General features: G+C 45.1%; 20 protein-coding genes. 17 read left to right on the top strand and 3 right to left on the bottom strand.

Annotation, left to right across the window (positions count from 1 at the left end; genetic code table 11):
• The first annotated feature begins 312 nt into the window (after nucleotides 1-312).
• From VHA01S_RS10570 to VHA01S_RS10500, 17 genes are all read left to right on the top strand, one after another.
• Entirely contained in the window at nucleotides 313-1,734 is a 1,422-nt protein-coding gene (locus tag VHA01S_RS10570) for a methionine--tRNA ligase (protein ID WP_023404361.1), read from the top strand.
• Nucleotides 1,709-2,188: a hypothetical protein gene (locus tag VHA01S_RS10565; RefSeq protein WP_023404360.1), complete on the top strand. Its 480-nt coding sequence runs from the start codon at nucleotides 1,709-1,711 to the stop codon at nucleotides 2,186-2,188. Before VHA01S_RS10570 ends, VHA01S_RS10565 begins: the two co-directional genes overlap by 26 nt.
• Nucleotides 2,185-2,637: a GNAT family N-acetyltransferase gene (locus tag VHA01S_RS10560; protein ID WP_023404359.1), complete on the top strand. Its 453-nt coding sequence runs from the start codon at nucleotides 2,185-2,187 to the stop codon at nucleotides 2,635-2,637. Before VHA01S_RS10565 ends, VHA01S_RS10560 begins: the two co-directional genes overlap by 4 nt.
• Before the next feature lie 4 nt (nucleotides 2,638-2,641).
• A complete protein-coding gene (locus VHA01S_RS10555; RefSeq protein WP_023404358.1) occupies nucleotides 2,642-4,252 on the top strand; it encodes an amino acid adenylation domain-containing protein in 1,611 nt (536 codons plus the stop codon).
• A 12-nt stretch (nucleotides 4,253-4,264) separates the two neighbouring features.
• Nucleotides 4,265-4,531 (top strand): acyl carrier protein, encoded by a 267-nt coding sequence (locus VHA01S_RS17860; protein WP_023404357.1) that lies wholly within the window; start codon nucleotides 4,265-4,267, stop codon nucleotides 4,529-4,531.
• Entirely contained in the window at nucleotides 4,522-4,908 is a 387-nt protein-coding gene (locus tag VHA01S_RS17855; protein WP_023404356.1) for a cupin domain-containing protein, read from the top strand. Before VHA01S_RS17860 ends, VHA01S_RS17855 begins: the two co-directional genes overlap by 10 nt.
• On the top strand, nucleotides 4,909-5,880 hold the full coding sequence (locus VHA01S_RS10545) for an NAD(P)/FAD-dependent oxidoreductase (protein WP_023404355.1): 972 nt from the start codon (nucleotides 4,909-4,911) through the stop codon (nucleotides 5,878-5,880).
• 136 nt (nucleotides 5,881-6,016) lie between these two features.
• Nucleotides 6,017-6,772 carry a type 1 periplasmic-binding domain-containing protein gene (locus VHA01S_RS10540; protein WP_023404354.1) on the top strand — a complete coding sequence of 252 codons (756 nt, stop codon included), beginning with the start codon at nucleotides 6,017-6,019 and terminating at the stop codon, nucleotides 6,770-6,772.
• A 65-nt stretch (nucleotides 6,773-6,837) separates the two neighbouring features.
• Complete coding sequence (locus VHA01S_RS10535; protein WP_023404353.1) at nucleotides 6,838-7,845, top strand: alpha/beta hydrolase fold domain-containing protein; 1,008 nt, start codon at nucleotides 6,838-6,840, stop codon at nucleotides 7,843-7,845.
• A complete protein-coding gene (locus tag VHA01S_RS10530) occupies nucleotides 7,835-8,230 on the top strand; it encodes a rhodanese-like domain-containing protein (protein WP_023404352.1) in 396 nt (131 codons plus the stop codon). The genes VHA01S_RS10535 and VHA01S_RS10530 overlap by 11 nt, the downstream gene beginning before the upstream one ends.
• A gap of 34 nt (nucleotides 8,231-8,264) precedes the next feature.
• Nucleotides 8,265-8,615, top strand: a complete 351-nt coding sequence (locus VHA01S_RS10525) for a nuclear transport factor 2 family protein (protein WP_023404351.1) — start codon at nucleotides 8,265-8,267, stop codon at nucleotides 8,613-8,615.
• Nucleotides 8,616-8,640: 25 nt separating this feature from the next.
• Nucleotides 8,641-9,960 (top strand): SidA/IucD/PvdA family monooxygenase, encoded by a 1,320-nt coding sequence (locus VHA01S_RS10520; protein ID WP_023404350.1) that lies wholly within the window; start codon nucleotides 8,641-8,643, stop codon nucleotides 9,958-9,960.
• Nucleotides 9,961-9,972: 12 nt separating this feature from the next.
• On the top strand, nucleotides 9,973-10,176 hold the full coding sequence (locus tag VHA01S_RS18800; protein WP_023404349.1) for an aminotransferase class III-fold pyridoxal phosphate-dependent enzyme: 204 nt from the start codon (nucleotides 9,973-9,975) through the stop codon (nucleotides 10,174-10,176).
• Nucleotides 10,151-11,290, top strand: coding sequence for a diaminobutyrate--2-oxoglutarate transaminase (locus tag VHA01S_RS10515; RefSeq protein ID WP_023404348.1), 1,140 nt, complete (start codon nucleotides 10,151-10,153; stop codon nucleotides 11,288-11,290). Before VHA01S_RS18800 ends, VHA01S_RS10515 begins: the two co-directional genes overlap by 26 nt.
• A gap of 103 nt (nucleotides 11,291-11,393) precedes the next feature.
• Nucleotides 11,394-12,659, top strand: coding sequence for an NAD(P)/FAD-dependent oxidoreductase (locus VHA01S_RS10510; protein WP_023404347.1), 1,266 nt, complete (start codon nucleotides 11,394-11,396; stop codon nucleotides 12,657-12,659).
• A 6-nt stretch (nucleotides 12,660-12,665) separates the two neighbouring features.
• Nucleotides 12,666-13,610, top strand: a complete 945-nt coding sequence (locus VHA01S_RS10505; protein ID WP_023404346.1) for a cysteine peptidase family C39 domain-containing protein — start codon at nucleotides 12,666-12,668, stop codon at nucleotides 13,608-13,610.
• A 9-nt stretch (nucleotides 13,611-13,619) separates the two neighbouring features.
• On the top strand, nucleotides 13,620-14,873 hold the full coding sequence (locus tag VHA01S_RS10500) for an MFS transporter (RefSeq protein ID WP_023404345.1): 1,254 nt from the start codon (nucleotides 13,620-13,622) through the stop codon (nucleotides 14,871-14,873).
• A 367-nt stretch (nucleotides 14,874-15,240) separates the two neighbouring features.
• On the opposite strand, the gene VHA01S_RS10495 is transcribed toward VHA01S_RS10500, so the two are convergent.
• The 3 genes from VHA01S_RS10495 to malQ all read right to left on the bottom strand — a co-directional run.
• Complete coding sequence (locus VHA01S_RS10495; protein WP_023404344.1) at nucleotides 15,241-16,350, bottom strand: phosphoenolpyruvate carboxykinase (ATP); 1,110 nt, start codon at nucleotides 16,348-16,350, stop codon at nucleotides 15,241-15,243.
• Between the two features lie 5 nt (nucleotides 16,351-16,355).
• The gene (locus tag VHA01S_RS10490) at nucleotides 16,356-17,066 is read right to left on the bottom strand and encodes a hypothetical protein (protein ID WP_023404343.1); all 711 of its coding nucleotides are present in this window, start codon (nucleotides 17,064-17,066) and stop codon (nucleotides 16,356-16,358) included.
• 146 nt (nucleotides 17,067-17,212) lie between these two features.
• A partial coding sequence (gene malQ / locus VHA01S_RS10485) for a 4-alpha-glucanotransferase (RefSeq protein ID WP_039970675.1) occupies nucleotides 17,213-18,802 on the bottom strand: 1,590 nt, incomplete at its 5' end.

Here is an 18,802-nt window from a genome sequence, read left to right as displayed (position 1 = left end):
AGAATAATTCTTCATGTGAAGTCTAGTCAAGAATAAACAAATAAGAAACCTCTATTTGTTAACCTTGACACCCCGTGATTATACCGATAGCGTCATTTCTTTGATCTACATCAGGCTTATGTCATTTGCTTAACTAGCTAATTCTATTGATCTTTTGTTATTACCAGTCCTCGAGTTGTTGACTTTTCCTAAATAAAGAGCGCGACACCAGTTTGTAATTGAAGGATTGACCATATGACGCAGCAAGTGATTTTAGTTAATGGATAACCAATTTAATTGGCCTGTTTTTAATGGACTTTATGTGGAAATTAAATGAAAATTATTGTCACGATTACTCCCCCAACTCCAAACGGTGATCTTCACCTTGGACATCTTTCTGGGCCATTTTTAAGCGCTGATGTCTTCGCGCGCCGAATGAAACAGCTGGGTCATGACGCTATAGTCGTTAGTTACACTGATGATTATCAAAGTTACTTGCCAAGAAAAACCACCCCTCTTTTACGTAAGCCTTTTGAGTACGCACGTCTTGTCAGAGAGATGATGCTACAAAGTATGGCTTCCGCAGAAATCTACTTAGATTACTTCATGCCTTCCTCGCGTTGTGACAATTTTGCTCAGTCTGCTGAACATTATTATCAACTCGTGCAGCATCAAGTTCATGTACAGGAACGTAAGAGTTTCTACTGTAGTTCTTGTGATGTGTATGGATATGAAGGTTTTGGTCGAACGAACTGCAATTGGTGTGGTACATCTTCGGATGCAAGTCAGTGCGAACATTGTGCAAGAATGCCAGATATCGACAAGATCGAACATATGACATGTATGTCTTGCCATCAAGAGATGTCAGAAGTAACGGTACCGCAACATGTGTGGGAAATTGGACAAAACTACACTGACGTTGCAAAGGAACATAAAGGTATTTCAAAGCGAGCATGTTTAGAAAACTATCTAGAAGAAGCATTAGACAATGTGCAGGAGTCTTGGGGGATCACCCGACCTGGCGATGCAGGACTTGAGTTAACTTGTCTTGACTCAAAGCCGCTTCATACTTGGTTTATGGGACTTGCGGGTTATCGTTCGGCTGTAAAAACCTTGCTTGAACAAGACCCTGAACGTGGTGAGTTTACTCAATGGTGGCATCCAGATACTCAACTCGTTCATTTTCTAGGATATGACTGCTCTTATAGTCATGCGGTAGGTTACGTTAGTCAGCAATTACATGATAAAGAAGGCCCGGGTATCGGTCACTTTATTACTAACCGTTTTCTAAAACTGGATGGTGATGACTTCTCAACGAGTCGTGGCCATGCAATTTGGATCAAAGACATTACTTCACAATACCCTGCGGATGCAGTTCGGTTGTATACCGCTCTCAATGCGCCAGAAACAGAAGTGGCGAATTTCTCTGTTAAGGACTTTGAACACTGGTATCAAACCTTCTTTTTATCTCTTGTTCGTTCTATTCGCGCTGATTGGAGTGTTGAACGAGCGGACTTCGTTGGCTACGAGCCTGTTTTCTCTCAATGGGAAAAGAATGCCTCTTTGGAAGAGTTCTCCATTGCAGGAATGGCAAAGCAACTGATTGCTTTTTCAGAAGCGTTATTAATCACAGCTAACCCGACTCGGGAGCACTGGTTGAAGTGGGCCGAAATGGCAGCCGCGCTTTGTCCTGTACTCAGCAACGAAGTTCAATCTAGAGATAAACAAAATGAATCCACTGACTTATCAAGCTAGGCCTTGTAAATACACTCATACCTATGAACAAAAGGGACTTTCCTGCAAGTCTTACCTTGTTTGGTCAGAGATGTACTCCAAGGATGAACTTCCTGACATCTCACGTCTAGACTCGTTGATCAATGCGAGCTTAGACAGTTGGGATCACCCGAATGATCATGCGGCGGCCTTTGCGATAACACACCTTGCGAATGATGGCTGGTACTTTTTAATCAGTCGTTGGAATGACGCAAATATGCTTAGACATCGGGTGTTTAGTGTTAACTCGAATACCGAGCAGTGGGCATTGAGCTCGTTGAGTGACAGCAGCATTATCGCCTGTATTTGGGAGCTCAAGTTAATGATGAAAGAGCGAGATTTTTGGGTCGATGAAGTGCTCGAAGCTCCTTTCGAGGTTCACGAATCCCGCCGCATTTCTAACTATTTATCCAAATGTTTTGAGGGCACCTTATGACTGTTCGCCAAGTAAAACTCGAAGACCTAGAAGCGCTTGTCTCTTTATGTGAGGCGCATGCCGAGTATGAGCAACTGCCTTTTGAGCACAGAGATCAAGTTGACCGCTGGAAGCAGGCGCTCTTTTCGAAGACTCCTTTACTTCATATGTGGGTTTACGAAGAGGAAAGGACTCTCCTTGGATACATGAGTGCAACCATAGACTTTGCTACCTGGACAGGTCGACCTTTTGTCTACATGGATTGCCTATTCCTGCAACCAGAAGCGCGAAGGAAGGGGATAGGGAAGCAGTTTATCGGTCTATTGCGAGACTTTGCTGAGGAAAACAACTGCTCAGAAATTCAATGGCATACGCCACCTACAAACGAACTTGGTATTAGCTTTTATCGGGGTGTCGGCGCTGATGAAAAGAGCAAGCTTCGTTTCTTCTTAAACACTGACAAGGAGTAAACTGATGCAACCCGCGTGGAGCTATGTCGATCCCAACAAGGAAGATCCTAAAAAAACAAACCCAGAACTTGGCGATCTGATTGAGTACGGTGCCAAACATTTACCGACGAAAGCCGCCATCGCGGATCATCGTACTGAGTATTCGTTCTCGGAGCTTAACAATCTAACTAACCAATTTGCTCACTTATTGCAGCAGGAATTCAAGGTTGCATTTGGTGATCATGTGCTTGTGTTGACGACAAAGCACTGTCTGGTGCCTGCCGTTGCGGTCGCTTTATGGAAGCTTGGCGCCATCTATGTACCGGTCGATGGCGACTCGCCTTCGGATCGCGTGGCCGGCATCGCGAAGAATGTCCAGCCAAAGCTCGTTATCAATTTCACTGGAGAAGAGTTGCAAACTAAAGAGCTGTCTATTCCAAACATGTCGATAGACAGTTTAGTGGACGCTAGCCATTGCGTAGATCCAGAGAAAACATTTCCGCCTTATCAGCACCAAGACGAAGAAATTGCTTACATAATTCATACATCCGGCTCGACAGGGGTTCCCAAGGGGGTCCAAATCTCTGTAGGCAGCTTGAAGCAGTATTTTCATGCTCATAATGAAGTACTGCGATTTAACCAAGCGTCGCGTGTATTTAGTTTGTCGCCGTTTCATTTCGATGTATCCATTGAAGATACCCTTTTGCCACTATCGGTTGGAGCGTACGTCTATCAGTACAATCGCTTACATCATGGGGGCATCATTCGCAATACGCTGATAAAGCAAAATGTAACACACCTGATTGCTGTCTCAACAATCTTAACCATGATGTCAGACGAGCCTGAAAAAATTAGCAGAAGCAATTTCCCATCACTTGAGATGGTCATGACAGGAGCAGAAGTTTGCGCTCCAAAAGTGATCAACCTATGGAAAAAAGCGCTTCCCGAGACTCGAGTTATCAATGCCTATGGTCCTACTGAGGTCACGATAGTGAGTACTTGCTACACGATCGAAGAACTCGAAGAGGGCAGAGATACTGCTTACCCAATTGGTTTACCGCTAAAAGGCGTCTCTTCATTGCTCCTGAACGAGGACGGTGATGAGGTTACACATGGCGAGCCAGGCGAGCTGTGCTTAGGCGGTGGTCAAGTCATGAGCGGGTATTTGAATCGCCCTGAGGAAGATGCAAAACGCTTGTTTGATAGAGAAGGCATTCGCTATTACCGAACCGGTGATATTTGTTTTCTAAACGCTCGCCGCGAGCTTCAGTTTGTGGGGCGAAATGACGATGAGGTCAAGCTCAATGGACGCAGAATCCATTTGGGTGAGATACAGCAGCAATGCTTAGCTATCGAAGGGGTTGAACGTGTTTCTGTTGGTGTAATAGGGCAGCAAGACAGTGCGTCCTCTTCACGCCAGATAGCAGCGGTCATCGTTTCCACCCAACCTGACATTGTCGAACAAGTTGAAAAACATCTATTAGGGGTTCTGCCAGGCTACATGATCCCAAGAGTCTGGGGAATAAGAGACTCAGTCAACTTGAGTTCTTCAGGAAAAAGTAACGATAAGTTTTTGTTGGAGCAACTCAGCCAATCTCAAGACGCCACTCAGGCAAAGATTCATTATTTAAATTAAGCGAGTCATCACATGGATGAAGAAAAGTACTTTGGAGTCGTGCAGGAAGTCATACGCGAACTCGTCACGACGTTAACGGATACTGACGAAATCAAGCTAGAGCAACCTCTTTATGAGTTGGGGGTCGACTCACTGGCGACGGTAAACCTATTGGTAGAGTTATCGCTTCGAGCGGACGTCGACTTAGAAGACTTTGTCGATGATATGGAGACACCTAAGAATGTTGCAGACTTATGTGCCGTCATGGCGATGTTTGAGGAGTCTGGCGTATGCAGTTAACAAAACTACTACAAGAACAAGATGTGAAAGAGGAATACGGGCTCAAAGGAGTCAGAACGTTTCCTTGGTCAGGTGTTGTGGCACCATTCGGATCGGGGTATTGCATTGTAAGTCCACAAAGTGAAACATTTCGTCACGTTAATGAACCTTCGGATGAAGAAGAACTTTTCGTTGGCTGCCAGGGTAGGGCAGTTGTGTTATTGGGTGATAAACGAATCCCGATCCAAGCCGGTGATCAGATCTATATCCCACGTGGGGTACCACATTCGATCCTTAATGAAAGCAATGAAGATGAGTTCCATTTCTTTACGATTTGGTGGAATAGTCAGTGCGTTAAGGAGTACCAGCAAGCGAACCTCCAGGCGCAGGAGGCATAAGTGGATTCACTTAGACCAGAGGTCACAATAGTTGGCGGAGGGCTGTCTGGGACGTCGCTCGCTTACTATATGAGCTTAGCGGGATGCCAAGTGACACTGCTCGATATAGGAAGTGTCGGGGCATCTGGTGCAACAGCGGCTTCGAGAGGCATTGTTAGGGTTTATGACCCTCAGGTCAACCTGATGCGAGCGGCCTTAGATGGTGTTCGGGTTTGGCGAGATTTGGAAGATCTTTCTCCTGGGTTATTCACTGAATGTGGCTGTATGTACCTGCTCGATAAGGCAAACCGTGAAGATGCACAATCGGCTGTTTTACTGAGTCAGGCTGACTACCCCATTGAGATCTTGAAAAGTGCCTCTGAAATCGTCGAGCGAGCGCCAATGCTTGCCCAATCTGAATTGGATAAGGATCAATGGGCGATATGGGAGCCAAGAGGTGGCTTTGTTAATACAAGACTGGCTTCTCAAGTCTTGATGGAAGCTGCTAGACAGTTGGGCGCAGTGGCTTTAGAGGGGGTTGAAGTGACTCATCTTTGTCAACATTCACGAGGTATTGAGATACATACTGATGGCGGAACCGTTGCGACATCTCATGTCATCGTCGCGACAGGAGCAAGACTACCAGAGCTGATTCCTGACTCGAAAGTGTTTTGTCGTACGATTCCGTTGACTGCGATGCGACATTCACTGCTGGATGAAGATGTCGGGTCTCTTTATCAACAAAAGTGCTGTGTGATTGATGAAAACTCGAAGTCTTACCTTCGTCCAGAAAAAGGTCGATTCATCTATGGTGGCGGTGCTGAGCAAGTTGATGGTGATAGCCTGGCGGACTGTCAGGCTGACTGGCAATCCAACTTCCTGCAAAATGCACGTTTAGCGCGTAGGTTGCTAAACGACTCAAGCCTACGCAAGGTCTCTGGAGTGGCTGGGTATGATGCTTACACTTCGAGTTTTGAACCTGTGATCAAATAACCAGACGATCTTCATAGGGTAGGGGCGTTTGCTGGATTCTCGGGTCGAGGGGCTAAGTACATCCCTTCTGCTGCAAAACTTTACAGTAACAGGGTCAGCTCATTTTTATTCCACATGGGTAAAGAGGATGCTGAACATGCTTAGAATTGCTTGTGTTGCGTGCCTAGATCCAAAGAAATCGGTTCATACTGTGACCTTTCTTAGGGCTCTGGAGCTGTTTGAAGAACTGATGCCGCAGGTAGAGTTTCGTCGCTACGATGATAGCGCTGACCAGGCGGTGGCAACGGACGTTTGCCAAGAGATTGTTGAAGATAACGTTGATGTTGTCGTGGGCCACTTTCTCTCGGATGCAGCAGAAGTTGCGGCCCCTGAGTATGCCAAAGCCAATATCCCGCTTTTGCTGCCTGCCGCGACTCGAGATGGGTTGACTCGAAACGAAACAACCTATCGAGTGTGCGATTCAGAAAGTCGATATGTTCCGTGGCTTAAAGAGCAGCTGAACATTCGAGGCAAGCATATCGCGTCGGTTGAGAGAGATGCGAGCTTGCACGCTCAAGGGCTTAACCTGGCGTTAAGCTCGCAGATTGATGCGTCGGTGCAATCTGAAGGTGCTTTTAGCATGTACGTTGGGAAATACCAGAGCTGCATTGATTACCTAAAGGCCAAGATAGAAAAGTTTGGAGCATTAGGATCGGTGCTGCTTAGCGATGATGCTTTTTCACCAAAATTGCTCGAGGAGCTACAGGCCCTTAAAGTTGATTTACCAAGCAGTGAAATCTGGGTAGCTGCTCTGAGCCCCATGCCTCGTGGCCACATCGCAGAGACTCTACTCACGCGTTACAAAGATCGATTTGGCGGGGCACCCCAGGGAGTTATTTTTGGGAGACGATAGCGGCGCTTGAGATTGCGTGTGATCCAGGTTTTTGCAAACAACCGCAAGAACCTCGAGACACCGTATTGGGGGCCTTAGCGTTTGATGAACAACGTGAAGCGAACCCAGATAGTTTTGCACTCTTACGTTGTGACAGTGACGGCTTCACGAGATTGACTACGTCTAGCCAGCAAGCCACAGGCAGTTTAGACGCAAGTTTTCGACGATTACTTGCCGCACGTAGTTTGCTATTAAAAGGCGCAACGCGTTCGTCCGATGATTTTGGTCGCCAAGCTGTTTCTAAATGGGCTCGAAACTATGCAGGTAATCAGGTTTGCGATATCCATGAGCATATTGTTTCTCCAACGGAAAGGCTTTACACAGGACAACATACCCAAGGCACTTCAACGCTGATTTATCTGCATGGTGGCGGGATGGTTTACTACGGCCTTGACGATTTTGCGCCACTCATGAGTCGTTTTGCTTCCGATTTGGGGGTGAAAGTCGTGGCGTTGGATTACAGCAAGCTTCCTGAATCGACAGCCGAATCAAGCATTACCGAGTTAATGGATGCGATTGATAAGCACAGCCAAGGTACTCGCGCTCCAATGATTTTGGGTGACAGTATCGGTGGATTGCTGGCTCTTTACGCTGCTGTTGCAAAATTTCCGAATCGTTTTGACTACGCAGGCCTAATTTATCCGGTACTCGCGCTTACTGAGGAGCACGCTTCATATAACCAGTTTAACAAAGGATTCTTGTTAGATGCAGACTCAATGCGATGGTTTCGCTCTTTAGTTAGACCATTTTTTGAGGCAGAAAACTTTGAGCCATTTTCACTAACGCCCGCTTTATTAAACCGGGTAGGACACATCGCAATCTACAGCGCTGGTCAAGATATTTTAAGGGATGAGGCGGCTTCATTTGCACGTCAAACGATGACGGAAGAAGTTAAAGTCAGCCACCACTGCTTCGAGCAACTCCCACACGATTTTTGTCTGTACACAGGCAAGATAGATGCCGCACGCGAAGCGTTCGAGCATATAACTAACGACATTAAACAAAGACTAAAGGAACGTCACGATGCAAATTGATCAACTAAATCATTACCAACGAAAACTGGCTTACGAAATGGATTCATGGGACCTGAGCGTCGCATTGAAGCAGGGCGATAATGTCGCGGTTGTTGATGGCCGCTCTGCAGAAGCCTATGAGCTAGAGCATATCCCAGGTGCGATTAGCTTATGTCACAAAGATATCAACGTTCATACAACAGAGCACCTCGACAAGAGTGTTGTTTACGTATGTTACTGCGACGGAATTGGCTGTAACGGTTCAACAAAAACGGCCATGAAGCTCTTGAGTCTAGGCTTTCAAGTCAAAGAGTTGATCGGTGGTCTTGATTGGTGGAAACGAGACGGTCACCCAACGGAAGGAATCGAGGGTCGTGCGGGCTCTGGGGAATCGTGTGGGTGCTAGGTAAGTAGAATCACTACCGTAAGGAGCGGAAGACATGGATGCAGAAAAGCTGATCGATAGCCTAGTTACACGTTTTAGTTCATTAGATATCGAACAGATCATGTCCTGTTTTAGCGAAGGGGTCTTGGTTCGATACAACGACTTAGACCCTATCAAAGGTAAGGAAGCGTTGCATCGCTTCCTTAGTGAGCGCTATGCAGGGATAGAGAACTACCAATTGAGCAAACGTCTTCTGGCAGTCTCTGGAAATACCTTAACCGTGGAAGTGAATGCTTCATTTCAAAAGGAAGGGAAACAGTTCGAATCGAGGATTTTAGAAGTATTAAAGATTTCCGAAGGAAAGATCAGTGAGTGGGACTACGTAGGGTACTCAACTCAGAGTTGATTAATGTATGGAGTATATAGAGACAATGAGTAGCGAGCATATATATGATGTTATTGGTGTTGGGTTTGGCCCGGCAAACCTGGCGTTAGCCATTGCAATGGAAGAGCAAGGGTTCAAAGGCAGTGTGCGCTTTTTTGAGTCAAAGCCCGAAGCCAGTTGGCAGCAACAGATGTTGTTGAAAGGTAGCGATATTCAAAACAATCCTGCACGCGATTTGGTGACCCCAAGAAACCCGAGGAGTCGGTACACATTTTTGAACTTCCTATTTGAAAATGACCGCTTATACGAGCACCTAAACTTGGGCCTCGAGTTTCCTTTAAGAAGTGAGTTTGCTCAGTATGTCCAATGGGTGGCCTCATTCTTTGAACATCAAGTCAGCTATGACAGCGCAGTCAGTGATGTCCACTACAGTGAAGAAGATAAGTTGTTTCACATTGTGATGGTAAGCGGAGAAATCTTTAAAGCACGTGCCGCTGTTGTGGCGCCAGGTCGAACGCCGCGTGTACCAAAAGCTTTCCGAGCTTTGGATCGGAGTCGAGCGTTCCACTTAACTGAATACCAAAGCAAACTTAATGCGTTGGCCTTGAAGGGTAAGCTTAGCAAAGTCGCCGTGGTCGGCGGCAGTCAAAGTGCGATTGAAATTATCTTAGATCTGCACGCGCGATTCCCTGAGCTAGAAATACACAATGTACAGCGCGGTTTGGGTTTCCGATTAAAAGATACCAGCCAATTTAGTGAACATGTCTATTTCCCATCTTTTGTTGATTACTACTTTGACAGCACGAAAGAGGCGAAGAGCAGAATAAACCGTCACTTGCACTTTACCAATTACTCGGCTGCCGATGCGGACGTCATTAAAGAACTTTACGTGACGATGTACCAAGACAGGTTAGCCCAACAGGAAAGAGTATTTATCCATGGATTTACAGAAGTGGAAAATGCGCAAGAAATTGGGGAAAAGACTCAGCTGTCAACGCGAGAGCTCAATCGAAACGAAGCGAGCGAGATTGCAAATGTTGACGCGATAGTCTTGGCAACTGGGTTCTGTGACTTAGGAAGTGATGAAAATGCTGAACGCTGTCCTGGAATCATTGCCTCGCTATACCCATCTTTGAAACTGGATGATGAAGGCGTCATTGTCATTGAACGCGATTACCGCTTACTGTCTTCTGATGATGCTTCAATGGGTCCACTCTATCTCAATGGTCTTTGTGAATCGTCACACGGTTATGGTGATGCCGGTTCGTTTAGTCTGCTCAGTCTACGCTCTCAGGAAATCTTGGAATCTCTTTGCCGACAATTAGACAAGGCTTCAGAGAGCACATCACCACTTGAAACTGTTTAGGAGTGCTTAGGAATGGAAGCGACCGCGGAAAAACCGGACACAGACAATGTATTTGAGCAATATGAATCACAAGTTCGTTCATATTGTCGCAGTTTTCAAAAGGTATTTCACCGAGCATCGGGGTGCTACCTGTATGATCAAAGTGGTGAGGCTTATCTCGACTTTCTTAGTTGTGCTGGTGCTTTGAATTATGGCCACAACCACCCCAAAGCTTAAAACAGCCGTCATGCAGTACTTAGATGAAGACGGTATCCAAGGCTCATTGGACTTGCATACACAAGCCAAAAAGGAGTTCATCGGCGTCTTTAATGACAAGATACTAAAGCCTCGTAACTTAGATTATAAGTTGCAGTTTACGTCCCCGACGGGAACCAGCGTTGTCGAGTCGGCCATTAAGCTTGCACGAAAGGTTACGCAGCGAAAAAGAGTGGTCGCCTTTACTAATGGATATCATGGTATGACCGGGACTGCTTTGGGCCTTACTGGGAACAAAGATAACCGCCAGGCCGTCCTTGATAATTATATCGACCGACTGCCTTACGACGGCTATTTTCCGAAGCTTAATTCCCTTGATTTGTTCCGTCAGCTTTTAGAAGACCGAAGTTCTGGATTTGAACTGCCGGCTGCAGTGATTCTGGAAACGATACAAGGCGAAGGAGGGATCAATGTTGCATCCCAAGAGTGGTTGAAGCAAGTCAGAGCATTGACTAAGGAGAAGGGTATCCTTCTTATCATTGACGATGTTCAAGCAGGCTGTGGTCGTGCTGGTGACTTCTTTAGCTTCGAGGATGCTGGGATCAATCCTGATCTGGTGTGCTTGTCGAAGTCATTAAGTGGATTTGGCTATCCGCTGTCGTTATTACTGATGTCCCGTCAACTCGATTGTTGGTCTCCGGGTGAAGATAATGGGACGTTCAGAGGCAATTCATTAGCGATGGTGACCGCGACTTCAGCGATTAACACGTTTTGGTCAGATGATCGGCTTACCGAGAAGATGAAAGCGGATGAAACCTTCATATCTCAAACTTTAGTCCGCTTCCAAACCGAGTTCCCTGAGCTGATTAAAGAAGTGAAGGGGCGAGGGATGATGTATGGCATTGAGTTTTATAATCCATCGGTCGCCAAAGCACTCACTCAAGTGTGTTTTGATAAACGTTTGATCGTTGAACGCTGCGGCAATGAAGACCAAGTGGTTAAGTTATTTCCTCCGTTAAATATTGCGCGAGAAGACTTGCTAAAAGGACTTAACTTGATGCGCCAAGGTATTCAAGAGGTTGCTATAAAGCAAAGCGACAGAGAATCGGCAGTGCACATAGGGCTAGTCGAGTGATCAACAACCCACCTCATCGTATGAGAACGTTTGGGGTGGATTCTCGTTTGAGTCAGACGTTGCTTTTGCGAGCATTAATTTAGGGACAAAGTAGGTAACAGATATGGGAAGTATTGTGTCTTCAGAAGTGGATGTTGTTATTGTAGGTGCGGGTGTTGCGGGTACAACGTGTGCGATAAAACTGCAAAAGGCAGGCTTTCAGGTGATGTTGGTTGACCGTCGCAAATCACTTGAGGACTACAAAACACTTTGCACGCATTTTATTCAACCGTTCTCTATTCCAGGTTTTAAACAGTTGGGCCTCTCTCACCTTTTTTCAGAGCAAAATAGTGTAGCCACAAAGGCGGCTTTTTTTGTGCCGGGTGGGGTGATTGACCCTGAGGGAACCTATGGGGGAAACGAACTCACTACTAACGCTTATAATCTGGAACGCCGTGTTATGGATCCTCTTTTGCGTCAGGCTGCCATCGACTGCGGTGTTGAGCTTCGATTAGGGACGGCGATGGAGCAATGTGAACAAAATGATTCGGGCTTTTCAGTGACATTGAGTAGCCAAGAGGCTGACTACACAGTGACTTGCGATCAGGTGATTGCAGCGGATGGGCGACGCTCAAAACTAGCCAGGTTAATGGAGGTAGAAAGTCGAACCTACCCAAATGATAGGGCCGCATACTTTTGTTACTGCACGGGAATTGAAGCCCCTAAAAATAATCGTTCATTATTTTCACTTAACAACGATGAAATGAGCTTTTTGTATCCATTGATTGGGGGACGAAGTCTTTTATCGGTGTATATCCATGCAGACAGAGCGAAGAAGTGGAACTTGTCTTACTCTTCGTTTGATAATTTACTGGCGCTGTTTAAAGCTCACTTACCAGACGTTGACTTTAGCCAGGCCAGGTTAGAATCCAAGATCTACAGCTATGCAAAATACGACAATCAACTGCGTGAGCCTGTTAACAGCAAGGTTGCCTTCATTGGTGATGCAAGTTTGTCTCTTGACCCAATGAGTGGGGTTGGGTGTAGCTTTGCTATGAAATCTGCAATGCTGCTGGGCGATGCGATCATTGAGTATGGAATCAGTAATGCGATTCAACGCGAGAGTGCCTTAGACAGCTACGCTCAAGCGTATCACGCCTTCTTCGATTCGCATGCAAAAGGCATCATCGCAGATGCACAGGTCGGCAAGAATATCGACGCTGTTTCTCAGACTTACCGCGTTATATTGAACGATCCTAAGCTGCAGAAAAGGTACATCGATTTAACGGGACGTATTATCACGCCTGAACAATTTCAAAGCAGTTACCTACTTGCGGTTGCCAAGCAGCGTTCGGTGAGAAACAAAAACGCTGCACTAGTGGAAGGGTAGGAAACAATGAGTGAACGAGTTTATGATTACGACCAGTCTCTGTTCAGTCGCAACTATTTGAACTGCGCTCAGCGCCACAGCGTTGTGATGCTCAAGCGTTTTGGGGTATCAGTTGAATGGCTGTTTTACAATAGTTTGGTCAGTACGGATAGCATCTTGGAACAGTTGGTCATACAAGGGACACCAAAGTACGATTTTGCATCGGCCTGTTTGGCAGATTCAGACTTCATACAGGTCGGCGTTGAAAGAAAATCTCACTTCAATGATAGCTTTGCGGCAATCAAACAAGATTTGTTGAAGTGCATTGAACGTGATGGTTTTGTGCTCCTTGCTGGCGATGTTTACTATTACCCACATTGTCCTGAGTATCGTAACGAGCATTTGTTTCATCTAGTCATCCTTACGGGATACGATGAAAGCCGAGACACTTGGCAGATGATTGATGACAACCCGGCCAGCGTGTTATGTGAGTACGAATATTCAAGCGATGAGGTGGCTGCGTTTTATGAAAATAGTGATGTGCGAGAGTATCGAAGCTATCAACGTGTGAGTGCGCACCAGCAAGTGAGTGCTGAGTACTTTCTAAATGGATACGACCGCTATTTTTCGGCTTGCAATGATAGTTACCGTCTACTCACTAATATTGAAGAGATCATTGAGAACCCTTGGCTTTCAAAGGAGCTTTCTCTTCACAAACTTCAAAATGCATTTTCTGTAATGATTGGCTCTCGAACTTGTTTTGCCTCATACATTTTACAGCAATACGGACAATCAGAAGCTTACCATTTGGCGACAAGTGCATCAGTAAGTGCTGAGAAAGTTAGAGGTATGCTTCTACGTTCGAAAATTACCGGAAAGCTCAATCTAGCAAGCCTAAACACTCGATGCATGGAGCTGGTCGAGTTAGAAAAGGCGCTTATTCAACAGTGCCAAGCTTTAAGAGAATTATAAGGACTTAATATGGAAAAAACGGGCTACTTACAACTGATGAAATCTCGGATTTACTTACCTTTTTTGGTCAGTCAGATATTGAGCAACCTGAGTGATGGTTTGCTGGCAGTGGCGGTGGTGTATTTTGCCGTGGTGTTAGAGGCATCGCCTTGGGAGTTAGGGGTGATAACTTTTGCCATTACCCTGTCACGTGGATTTTTAGGTCCGATTGGGGGGGTGCTCAGTGACAGGATAAACAAACGTACCTACTTGATTGCGATAGAGGTTATTCGCGCAGCCTTTATGCTCTCTTTGTTTGTGCTGTATTGGTATGAGATGACCAATATTTGGGTGCTGATGAGCTTTGGTGTCATTGTCTCTACGCTTTTTGCTATATCTGTACCCGCTGCAAAAGCTGTGATCCCGAAATTGGTGACAGAAGATGAACTTCAGTTAGCGAATGGATTGATTCAGACAATTACCTGGCCTGCATACTTTATGGGCTCTGGTTTGTTAGCGCTGCTACTGCCACTCGAGCTAGTGAACTATGTGTTCTTGGTGATCACCGTCTTTTTTGTTGTCTCCTTCTTGTTACTCTTGGCCTTGCCTAAACAGCTTCAAGATACAGCGCCTAGCAATAAAGAAAGCAAGCCTTCGCTTTTGGTGGAGTTACTCGCGGGTTATCAGGAGATGCGATCAGACTCTGTCATGCATGCTCGCGTACTGACTTACGGCATTTTCACTTTCTTCTGGCGCGGTGTACTGCAAATATTAATTCCCCTTGTGGTTTTGACTCACTTGAAGAGCCCTGAATGGGTCTATGGGGCTCTGATGTTTGTGAATGGAATGAGTGAGTTCATCGCAAATTTGGTGGTCGGTAAGCTCACATTGCGCCGCCCATTAGTGTTTACCTTCCTTTGTGAGGGACTATTGGGGATTGGGGTGCTCTTAATCGCATCTAGCTTTTGGCTACCGCTCCCTGAAGTTGGGCTCTTGGCAGGGGCGTTTGTTGTTGGTGTTGCAGCCGCAACGATTGATATTCCGCTTTTAACTGTGATCCAAAAAAACGTCGCAGAGCATAATGTGGCTAAGGTAATCAGCTACTGGTTTACCATTGGTTCGGCTGGCGGAGCACTAGGTAGCTTGATATTTGGTTTGTACTTTGAATTTATTCCAATTGAATCTGGAAGTTTGATGCTAGGTATAGGACTACTACTAATTGGCTTGGTTCTATTGTTTTGGGCAAGTAAATCTAAGCAGTATGTTGCATTAACTGAACATTAGTCGGTTAAGTTGGCTTTCGTCATACTGAGGCTTTATTTCTAGACTAGAGGCAGTTATACATACGATGTACAAGTGTTTTAATGGTTTGTGCCTGATAAACTATGGTCGATAACAGGTTACAGGAAGTATGATAGTTTTTTGTTATTAATTCAGCTTGTTCTATTAAGGTGCTTTTGAAAGTATGATACTTTCAAGTTTGAATGATAAGCACTAATTAATAAAATCAATAGGTTAAAAAACTAAAAGTGTGATGGTTTTTTGTTTGTTTACATCAGGGCATAGACGATATCCGTGTCTGATCGTCGTACAAATGCAGAAACTAAGGCTTGTCCCAGTGTTCCACTGACTCCGGTGATGATAGCGATGTTCATACCGACTCCAGTATCTTGATAAATTCTGCCGGAGACAGGGAGGCTAATACGAGGTTAAGGTCCGGCCCATAAGTCAGGGCGACACGTCGACGATCACTGACCAGAGAGTCAATGAACGCATGGGAGTTTTGTAAATTGACCACCTCATGATCACGAGCGACCACCCACGGATCGACCCAAAGTTTATCATTTGGTGTGTATAGCTCTTGGCGAAGAATGCGAACACTGCTTTCTTCCGAAATAGGTTCGGCTTTTAAGCCTGAGACAGTGGGATCAAATCGAGGGAATACGATGTAATCCAGCTTCGAGTGGTTGAGCGACGTGTTATTCAGGCAGCGCTCGACTTCTAACGGGGACAGCTCGAACTTGTCGTCGGTGTCCTTGAACTGGGTGTTGTACTGATGTTTTATCCCTTCCCAGCGCGCATGGTTGATACACTGAGGACGAGTTAGATCGAAGTACTCCGACGTGATAAAAGGATTCAGCTTCTTACTGTTAGTCGCGGTCTCCAATGATATACGGATCGGTAAAGGAATAGTGCAGACGTCTTTCTCTGAAATCAGTACGCGATCATTACATAGATACAGGCCAGCAAGGTGCTCTAATGTGGCAAGTAGCAAGGTGGTCTTACCGGCACCCGAGGTCCCTACATACATCAAACCATGTTCAGCAACCTGACTGAAGGCGCTATGGAACGACACGTAACCGGCGTTTTCTTTGCTTCTATATAAATGCTCTCGTATCACCCTTAAGACCATGTACTTCAACGGTTCTAGGCTGGTCGAGAAGATACGGATTTCATCATCATGAACGTCAACTAAACAAGGCTCCTGTTCAAAATAGAAGCGATGACCGTCGCCTAGGATGGTTTTTCCCTTAAAAACGTCAAAAGAACTCAGAGAGTGAGTCTCCAATTCAGACACCAGAGTGTGAAACTGAGTGGGATGAATGCATTGCGCATCGATTTTGACTCGCTTATTGATAGTGCAACCATCGGCTCTTAAATAGTGGCTCATGGGCTCGATAACGGAGCGGTGTGCTGAAATATCATATTCAATACCTAAGCAACGAAGCTTAGTTTCGATTCTGGTGTTTATTTCACTCATATGACTTATCCTGAATAGTAACTTTCTTGGAGAAAGCGAATTTTAAATTCCGGTAATGAATACTTATGTGCGACAAACTTTTGCATTAAACGCAACCGTTCGACATAAGACTGGATCCTGATGTTCGACATGGAGCTGAGTAACGCAATACCGCACATGTTCTCAATCAGTGTCAGCGTTGATCTGATGCATTGTTTTAATGAGGACTCATCGATGTAAGAGTTTTTCAAAAGGTGTTTGAACCAATACACAGCTAATCCCCCTAATTGAGTAAGGGAGTGGCAAACACTATCGATGAGAATATTATGATTATTCGTATTTCGTATGGCGTTAATATTTTCAATCGTTAATGATGGGAAAAAATCGATGTAAGCTATTTTACCGCCATCTGTTGTAATCAAGTTGCTTAACTTTAGATCCAAAAACACTCCTTCGTGCCAGGATAATTTGAATAACTCGACAACTGAAGTTAGCGCTTGATTTATTAACTTATTGTCAGGTGTTGTCTCGAGTAAATCAGATACTTTCTCACCTACTATGTTTGACTGAAATATCAATACTTCACGATTTTTCACATAGCATTGAAAATGCTTGGGTACCAGTATTCCAGCAATTGATACGCGCTTGTAGTATGCGTTAACTTCTTTTACAACGTTCTGAGGCGTATATGAGTTTTTGGTATATGCATTGAAAATATAAGCTTTTTTATGCATCATAAGTTTTTCACCTTTAGAAACGACTTTCACATTTGTTATTGTTTTGTTATTTGAATGATCTTGAAGAAAAGCATAATATTTTATTATTAGATGAATCTCATTCCCTGTAGAGACCGTTTTGCAATAGGGGAACATTCAAGTAAATATTACTGTTCTCTAATGGATGACAGCTCATGGCAAAACATTCTGAACTCCTCCGTGTTAAATACGTTCTGAGTCGTCTCCACCAGTTTTCGGCGCCAGTTTGAATAGTGATGACTGGTGCTCGGAATATTTACTGGGGTCTCCATACCTAGCCAGTCCTCCAACTGAAAGCTAAACAGTGCACTTTCTTTTGAAGCGACATGAAGATGGAGTTGAGTCATAAGCTTTTGGCTCATTCGCTTATATTTGGGCGTCATCTGCAGTGAAATTTGGCTCAGAAGAGATTGTTTGTGTTGCTCTCGTTTCGCCTTGCATAAACGGTATTCTGACGTGCTATATTTGGCTATTTTCTTATAAAAATCGATATCTTTTCCATGCCAGAATCCACTAAGGGTCGGTGTATCGTGAGTGCTGAGTACTGACAGTGATAGACGAGCGCTGTTCTCAGTGGTTTCGCCAAGCCAGACTCGATAGCCATATAAACCAAATTCATCAAACTTGGCACGCATGTCGGCGGTAATATCACCGATATCTTCACCCAAGATAGTGCATTGTTGGCGATGGCTTTCCAGTGCTAATATTGACAACATATCCTCTGCATCGCTATAGACATAAATACCGTTTTTCGCTTCATAATTTCTTGGGATAAACCATTGTCTAAACAAGCTCAGAGCATGATCGATACGAAGTGCCCCCCCAAATCTCATATTTGCTCTGAGTAGTGCGATGAAATCTTCGTAGCAACGTGTTTTTAAAACCAAGGGGTTGAAGGGCGCGACTCCCCAGTTTTGACCTAGTGGATATTGGTCGTCTGGTGGAGTACCAAGATTCATTTGTCGACATAGTGTTCCCTCATCAGCCCATCGTTCTGCGCCTCGACGGGAGGCTCCAACAGCAAGGTCCGTCATGACGCCGATTGACATTCCGCTCTGCCGTGCGATGCACTGTACCTGAGTAAATTGCTCCTCGACACACCAAAGCAAATAGCTCCAAAAACTAAGCTCCAGCTCATTCTGTTCTTGGAAGTGTTCCACATCTGAGCTGTGATACTGACGCATGGTTTCAGGGAAATCATACCAACCTGTCACGTCCTGACAGCGGCTTTGCTGGGTTGTCCAATGGAGTGCATCGAACGTGACTTGTTGGCGAAGGCGTTGCCCGCCAGATTTGATGAAGTATTGAAAAGCGCGTTTGCGATCCAGACTTCCGCTAGTCTGGAATTGCTCAAACAGTGCCCTTAACACTATTAGCTTGATTTGGGCAACCTCATCGTATTGAACAAACGGATGGTTTTTGAGACGACTTAGTGCGTCTTTAAACTTTCGGCTTTCTACTAATTCTTTTGCCTTCTCACAACAGGGGTACTCAGGTACTTCAGTAATATCCAGATAGAGAAAATTTAAAAAGTAACGTGATGACGAACTGTAAGGACTCGCATAGTTTGGATTTGCTGGGAAACTGGAATGGATAGGGTTTATTCCGATGAAGTTAGCCCCTAAGCTTGAAGCTTGGCTGATGAGTTCGCATAGATCACTCAAATCGCCAATCCCCCAGTTTGTCTCAGAACGTAATGAGTACAATTGCGTGTGAAT

Source organism: Vibrio halioticoli NBRC 102217 (genome assembly GCF_000496695.1).
Lineage (GTDB): Bacteria > Pseudomonadota > Gammaproteobacteria > Enterobacterales > Vibrionaceae > Vibrio > Vibrio halioticoli.
Note: the sequence above shows the minus strand (reverse complement) of the source record. Positions and strands in the feature narration are given on the sequence as shown.